At 36.4% G+C, this 6,696-nt stretch carries 8 protein-coding genes; 1 reads left to right on the top strand and 7 read right to left on the bottom strand.

Annotation, left to right across the window (positions count from 1 at the left end; all coding sequences use genetic code 11):
* Window positions 1-177: 177 nt before the first annotated feature.
* From ACY65O_RS20585 to ACY65O_RS20555, 7 genes are all read right to left on the bottom strand, one after another.
* Window positions 178-531 (bottom strand): arsenate reductase, encoded by a 354-nt coding sequence (locus ACY65O_RS20585; protein WP_462222739.1) that lies wholly within the window; start codon window positions 529-531, stop codon window positions 178-180.
* A 2-nt stretch (window positions 532-533) separates the two neighbouring features.
* Window positions 534-1,523, bottom strand: coding sequence for a potassium channel beta subunit family protein (locus ACY65O_RS20580; protein WP_462222738.1), 990 nt, complete (start codon window positions 1,521-1,523; stop codon window positions 534-536).
* A 129-nt stretch (window positions 1,524-1,652) separates the two neighbouring features.
* Window positions 1,653-2,234, bottom strand: a complete 582-nt coding sequence (gene lptC / locus ACY65O_RS20575; protein ID WP_462222737.1) for an LPS export ABC transporter periplasmic protein LptC — start codon at window positions 2,232-2,234, stop codon at window positions 1,653-1,655.
* A 129-nt stretch (window positions 2,235-2,363) separates the two neighbouring features.
* Complete coding sequence (locus tag ACY65O_RS20570) at window positions 2,364-3,698, bottom strand: hypothetical protein (protein ID WP_462222736.1); 1,335 nt, start codon at window positions 3,696-3,698, stop codon at window positions 2,364-2,366.
* The gene (locus ACY65O_RS20565; RefSeq protein WP_462222735.1) at window positions 3,691-4,416 is read right to left on the bottom strand and encodes a type III pantothenate kinase; all 726 of its coding nucleotides are present in this window, start codon (window positions 4,414-4,416) and stop codon (window positions 3,691-3,693) included. Before ACY65O_RS20565 ends, ACY65O_RS20570 begins: the two co-directional genes overlap by 8 nt.
* 101 nt (window positions 4,417-4,517) lie before the next feature.
* Window positions 4,518-5,156, bottom strand: a complete 639-nt coding sequence (locus ACY65O_RS20560; protein ID WP_462222734.1) for an LON peptidase substrate-binding domain-containing protein — start codon at window positions 5,154-5,156, stop codon at window positions 4,518-4,520.
* Window positions 5,157-5,240: 84 nt separating this feature from the next.
* Window positions 5,241-5,993, bottom strand: coding sequence for a glycosyltransferase family 2 protein (locus ACY65O_RS20555; RefSeq protein WP_462222733.1), 753 nt, complete (start codon window positions 5,991-5,993; stop codon window positions 5,241-5,243).
* A gap of 50 nt (window positions 5,994-6,043) precedes the next feature.
* Between ACY65O_RS20555 and meaB the strand changes: the two genes are divergently transcribed.
* A partial coding sequence (gene meaB, locus ACY65O_RS20550) for a methylmalonyl Co-A mutase-associated GTPase MeaB (protein ID WP_462222732.1) occupies window positions 6,044-6,696 on the top strand: 653 nt, incomplete at its 3' end.

Raw genomic sequence — 6,696 nt, 5'->3', positions numbered from 1 at the left:
CTTTAGCATAATTTAAAAAAAATTCAAGCACTACCGGTAATGGCAAATTCTCTTTTTCACTATCCTTAGTGTACCAAAACAGGTAGGCATTTTTACGTATCAACTGCTTTAGTGCTGCACTATTTTCCATTGCTAAATTTACAAAAAATGTATGTATTAAAGGCTTTATTACCGTTATTATTTAAAGGCTTTTTCATAAGCATCTTCATTAAAACCCACCATTATTTTATCATTGTACTCAATCACCGGCCTTTTTATAATACTGTTGTTTGTAAGCATCACTTTTATTGCATCGGCTGGGCCAGCAACTTTTTTTTGTTCGGCTTCGGGTAGTGCTCTCCAGGTGGTGCTGCGTTTATTAAAAATAGTTTCGCAACCTTTTGCAGCGCACCATTCATTTAGTTTTTCTTTACTTATCCCCTGCAATTTATAATCATGAAAGGTAAAGGCAATATTATTTTTCTTTAACCACTGCATTGCTTTTTTTGTGGTATCGCAATTAGGAATGCCGTAAACAATTGCATTTTTCATAATTAAAATTCTGGCAGCACAGGTTTGGTTTTCATAATACCTTCAATTTTTTCCATTACATCAGTGGTAAGTTTTTCCAATGCATCCAAAGCTTTTAAATTATCCAGCAACTGTATTTTTTTTGTTGCACCTAAAATTGCTGTGCTTACGTTAGGGTTTTTTATACACCAGGCAATACTTAATGCTGCAGTGCTAACACCAAGTTTGGCAGCCAGCTCACTCAGTTTTTTTACTTTCTTCACTTTATCATCCATTACCCAACGCTCTTTTAGCCAATCGAAACCTTCCAGTGCAAAACGGCTGTTTTTAGGAATGCCATCGTTATATTTTCCACTTAAAAGTCCACTTGCTAATGGGCTCCAAATGGTGGTACCCAGACCAACAGTTCTAAAAATATCCAGATACTCTTTATCTATTTTATCTCTTTCAAATAAATTGTATTGCGGTTGCTCCATGGTGGGGCCAATAAGCCTGAGCTTTTCTGCCACACGGTGTGCTTCCATAATTTCAACACCACTCCACTCGCTTGTACCCCAGTATAAAACTTTACCTTGTTGTATTAGATGGTTCATTGCCCAAACTGTTTCTTCAATGGGTGTATTTTTATCGGGGCGATGGCAAAAAAACATATCCAGATAATCAACCTGCAATCTTTGTAAAGCCTCATTACAGGCTTCTATTAAATGTTTGCGGCTGTTACCAGTTTGGTTCGGTTTATTTTCTTTTCCCCTCCATCCCCAAAATGCTTTTGATGAAACAGTGTAAGAGGTACGGTCCCATTTTTTCTTTTTCAGTACACGGCCCATCATCTTTTCACTTTCGCCCAATGCATATACTTCGGCATTATCAAAAAAGTTGATACCGTTATCGTAAGCAATGCCCATTAATTCGTCGGCAACTTTATCATTAATTTGTTTGCTAAAACTTACCCAGCTTCCAAAACTAAGCACACTAACCTGTAAACCAGATTTGCCGAGGCGACGGTATTGCATAAAATTTTTGTTTAAAAATTTGAGGTGTGAAGTTAAGATAAGAGAGGGAAAAATTCTTTCGAAATTGGTTATATAATTTTAGATAATCAGAAACAAAAAATATTCGGTAATTTTTATAACAGGCATTGCTTAATTTTCCGGAAATTGTGATGAAGGTACTTTTATAAAACTGTTGGTTACCTTGTATAAAACTTTATCTTTAAAATCCTGGCTGCATTCAAATCCAATACCATTCTGAACCTGCATTTTTGTTCTTATCTGAACCGGCTTATCGGTGTAAAACTGGTAAGTGGGGCGGTTTCTGTCCCAGTATAATTCGTCGCAGTATAAAGTATCGCCATTTTTTAAACCAATAAAACGTACGCTGTCTTTTAATAAAATTTTACTCTGGCTTTCTATATACTTAGCGTATTTAGCATCCAGTATGCTTTCAATTTTTGTACTGTCGTTATAAAAATCTACATGTATTTTTTTAGGAAATTCCACATAAGGCATGGTGTCCTGCACCCTCAGCATTAAAGGCGCAGTTAGTATGGCTTTTGCTTTGCCGCCTAAAGTATAATTAATATTTACTTTAACGGCTTCTTCAATACCCAATTTTTTTTTAGTAAGATCATCAATTTCTTTGTTGCTGTTTTCGCAGGCCAATAAAAAAATGCTGGCTATTACAACCGCAGTACAATATTTTATACAGGCTCTTAATAAAAACATATTAGCTGTTGAGGATTTAAACAGATTTTTTTTGGGTGAGTCACTCTTTTGGGGTTACTCACCCAGAAAAAAATGCAGCCTGATAAAAGGGCTGCACTTATTTTTTTATAAAAAGTTTTAAAAATCATTTTAGTTGTACTTACGTTTTAGAAACCAGTTGGCCGTCATAGAAATGCCAATACTAAAGCGAACGGTATTTTCCCTGATATTATTTTTTTTATCTCCTCTTCCGCCTATTTCAACTGCAGTGTTCAGCATTACCAGCCTCGATTCTGAATTGTAGCCTAATCTTTGTAAAGAAGTTAAAGGCATGCCGGTGCCAAAAGTAAAAGCATAATCTGGTCGGCTGTTATTGGTTTTAATATAATCGGGGCCATAATAAAAACCTGCCCGGTATTGTACATAATTAAAATATTTTTTTACCGGTGTATTAATTTTTGCAGGGTAATACTGCCCGCCAACCCTTACTACCCAATTGTTTTGCACTGCATCTGCCTGGCCATAATACCTGTATTTGCTCCAGTTAGTAATTTCAAAATCGGCACCATAGGTCCAATGCTCATCCTGGTAAGTAAAGCCTGCGCCAAATGAAGAGGGATACTCAATTTTTCCTTTCACATCTTTCTGCTCATAAACACTGTCAATACGATACGTTGATGTGCTGGCATCATAATCAAAGGTTTCTCTTACAATATCACGTTTTGCATTTAGCTTTTGCATTAAATTACCGTAAGCGCCTAACCGCAAAGTTTTAGGGAATTCTTTCTTTTTGCTTTTGTTTAAAACAACTTCGTATTGCAAACCGCCTGTTAGCAAAAGGCCGTTAAAAGTTGTTTTATCGGCAGAGTTAGATTTGTAATATGGAACAGTATCGTTTAAAAGTGTAAGCCTTGTACTGTAATCTTTATTACCAAAAACATAACCTGCATTAACACCAAAGCTTATATTTTTTATACGCATACCTGTGCCAATAAAAGCCTGGTTGGCACCGCCGCTGCCTTCGTATAAAGTTCGGGCACTGTCAACACCTGTAAGGCGGCCAAATTTTTCTATCTTATAATTTATTTTTGTTAGCGGTTTTAATCCAAAGCTTAAGCCCCAGGAAATACTGTCTCTCCGCATTTTTTCTGTAGTTAATGGAAAACCCAGTTGCAAATAAGAAAATATAGTATTGGTGGAGGAGAATTTTTTTGCCGGGTTGGTGCTTTTTAATGTTCGTATATCAACTTCTGCCCCAATATCAAAAATGGTATTAGGTATGTTTGCCAGCGATGCAGGGTTCACAAAATTTAAACTTTGATAATCTATATTAGCAGCAGAAACACCACCCATGCCCCGGGTAAAAATATTACGGTTGGGGGCTAAATCGCCTAAGCCATAACGGGAATAGGGAGAGTTTTCCTGTGCAAAAGCTACGGTTTGAAAGCCACCTACCACAAAAAATACGGATAAAAATTTAGTCATTGTTAGTTTCGCTGAGTGCATACAGTCCTTTAAATAAAAAATTAGAATCTGCAAATATCTTGTTTTTAAGCCGACGGGCAAAATAGAGTGTATCGCCCCCGGTTAAAACCACGTTAAAGTTGCCATATTTTTCAGCATAATCAGTTATAAATCCGTCCATTTCATAGGCTATTCCGGCTATTACGCCGCTTTGCATATTGGTTTTGGTATCGTAACCAATTAAAGGAAAATTCCATTCGGCCTGCACCAGGGGCAGCTTTGCAGTAAAAACCTGCATAGCTTTAAAACGCATTTCCATCCCCGGCGAAATGCTGCCGCCAATAAACTGGTGGTACTGATTGATAAAATTATAAGTGATGCAGGTACCCATACCAATTACTAAATTATTTTTATTGGGATAATAATATACTGCTGCCGCAGAAAGTGCCAATCTATCAGCACCAATAGTTTCGGGCTTACCTACCGATGTTGTAAAATTTGCTTTAGTAAGATGAGAGATTTTATGAAATTTTGTTTTGGCAGCCAAAAAATTTTCCAGCCCTGGATTATGATTAATAACAGATGACAGTATTGTTTTTTCGGGTTTATAGATTGTAATTAATCTTTCAATAGTAAAAATTTCATCATTGGGTAAAACTATTTCCTCAGTAAAAATATCGTTTTCAAAAACGGCAACTTTTAACCGGGTATTACCAAAATCAAAGCAAAGTGTATTCATTTTTGTGGTTTTGAGGTTCAGCGTTTACACCTAATGTTGAAGTTAAAATTATTTTATTACTAATTTGCGAAAGATAAAATTAATCAACTTTCAACTTTCTTTTACAAACTATCCAGCCCCTTTATGTTTTTAAAATGCCCGTTCAGTTGCACTCTTTCTTTTAATGTTTCCATTTCGGCAATTACCGGTATTACTTTTTTTAAATGGCGTTTTAAATATTCCTGCCGCTGCAGTTCATTCATCAGTTGCAGCAACTCATATTCTTCAGTTAACGAAAGCCCTGCATGGTGCGCCACATCATAACTCCATAATTCTTCATCTGGTTTTTTAAAATCTTTATTAATTTTCAGCAATTTATGCAGCTCTCTTATTGCAATAACAATTGTTTGCATTAACACCCTGCTACCGCTTTCAATATTTGCAGGGTAATTTACAATGGCACCGCTGTATAGTTTTTCCGGCAGCTGGTTAATTAATTCTAAAATTGTAAATACTTCAAGACCTTCTGTTTTTACATCCATTTTTCCATCATCGTACACCGTGGTAATTTCAATTACTTTTACCAATGTGCCGGTTTCATTTATTTTATTATCAATTACCGGGGGGATACCAAAAGGCTTTTTAGTTTCGAAACATTCTTTTATCAGTTGCTTATACCTTGGTTCAAAAATATGCAGGTTGAGCTGCTCGCCGGGGTAAACCACAATGCCCAGCGGAAATATCGGTATAAAGTTTGTCAATGCGTTTTATTTTAGTTCAGCGGCTGCATACACAAATTACAAAGAAAAAAGAAAAGCAATTTGTATGACTGGTGCAACTTGTTGCTAAATTTTTTTATTCATTTCTTTTAAAAAACTATATTTTAAAAAAGTGTACCATGCGGTGGTTTTTGCTATAAGATAACCCTCCCAGCCATCTAAAAAACCGAGACGCAAAATATAATGCTGAAAAAAAGTTAAGCCTGGCGCCATACGCAATTTAAAAAAATTCGAGTGCCTTCCCTGCAAATGGTATTTAGTTGCATTTAATTTTGCGTACGTTACTGTTTTGCTGATGTATTCATTAATATTTTGAACAGTGTAATGCAATATATTGCCCGGCAGCATAATTATTTTTGTATGGCTGGTTAAAGTTAAGCCCTCATGTACAGCGGCACTGTTCCATTTTATTTTATTACGGTTAAATAAACGTACATGTTTATCGCCTGCCCACTCGCCAAAGCGGATCCATTTATTACAAAAAAAATTTTTGAATTTAAAATTATATACCGTGTTTTCGTTTGCAAATTCAAGGTTTTGTATGGCGTTTTTAAGTTCGGTGTCTATCGCCTCGTCTGCATCGAGGTTTAATATCCAGTCGTATTTTGCTGCATCTATACCTTTATTTTTATTGGGGCCGTAACCATCCCAGTTGGTTTCAATAATTTTTGCACCAAAGTTTTTACAAATTTCAATAGTGTTATCGCTACTGCCGCTATCCACAATAATAAAATCATCGGTAATGCCCTGCAGGCTTTGCAGTGTTGTACCAATAATGTGGGCTTCGTTTTTGGTTATAATAACTACCGATACTGACATTGTGTTTTTCTTCTCTGCAAAGAAACAATAAAGAGCAACAACTTAAACGTGTGCTCAAAATTAATTTGTTACTTTGCCACATGTGGCAGCAACAGCTAAACGAAATTAAACAAGGCAACAGCAAAACGCTGGCCCGTTGCATTTCATTTATAGAAAATGAGGCGGATGATTACGAAAATTTATTAGAGCAATTACCTTTTAATAATACTCCCGTTATTGGTATTACCGGCCCGCCTGGTGCTGGCAAAAGCACTTTAACGGATGCTTTAATTGGACTGTTAGTAAACGATGGAAAAAAAATTGGTGTGCTTTGTATCGATCCTTCATCACCGTTTAACTTAGGTGCTTTATTGGGCGACCGCATACGCATGAGTGAATGGTATAATAACCCCAATGTATTTATCCGTTCGCTGGCTACAAGAGGTTCGCTGGGTGGTTTACATCCTAAAATTATTGAAATAAGCGATTTAATGAAGGCGGCTCCTTTTGATTATATAATTGTAGAAACTGTTGGTGTGGGGCAAAGTGAAGTGGAAATTGCAGGGCTTGCAGATACAACTGTTGTGGTGGTGGTGCCCGAGGCAGGCGATGAAGTACAAACAATGAAAGCCGGGCTGATGGAAATTGCAGATATTTTTGTAGTAAATAAAGCCGACAGGCCCGATGCAGATACTTTTGTAAAAAATTTACGATTGATGCTTGC

Origin of the sequence: Ferruginibacter sp. (genome assembly GCF_031430955.1) — a bacterium.
GTDB lineage: Bacteria > Bacteroidota > Bacteroidia > Chitinophagales > Chitinophagaceae > Ferruginibacter.
Note: the sequence above shows the minus strand (reverse complement) of the source record. Positions and strands in the feature narration are given on the sequence as shown.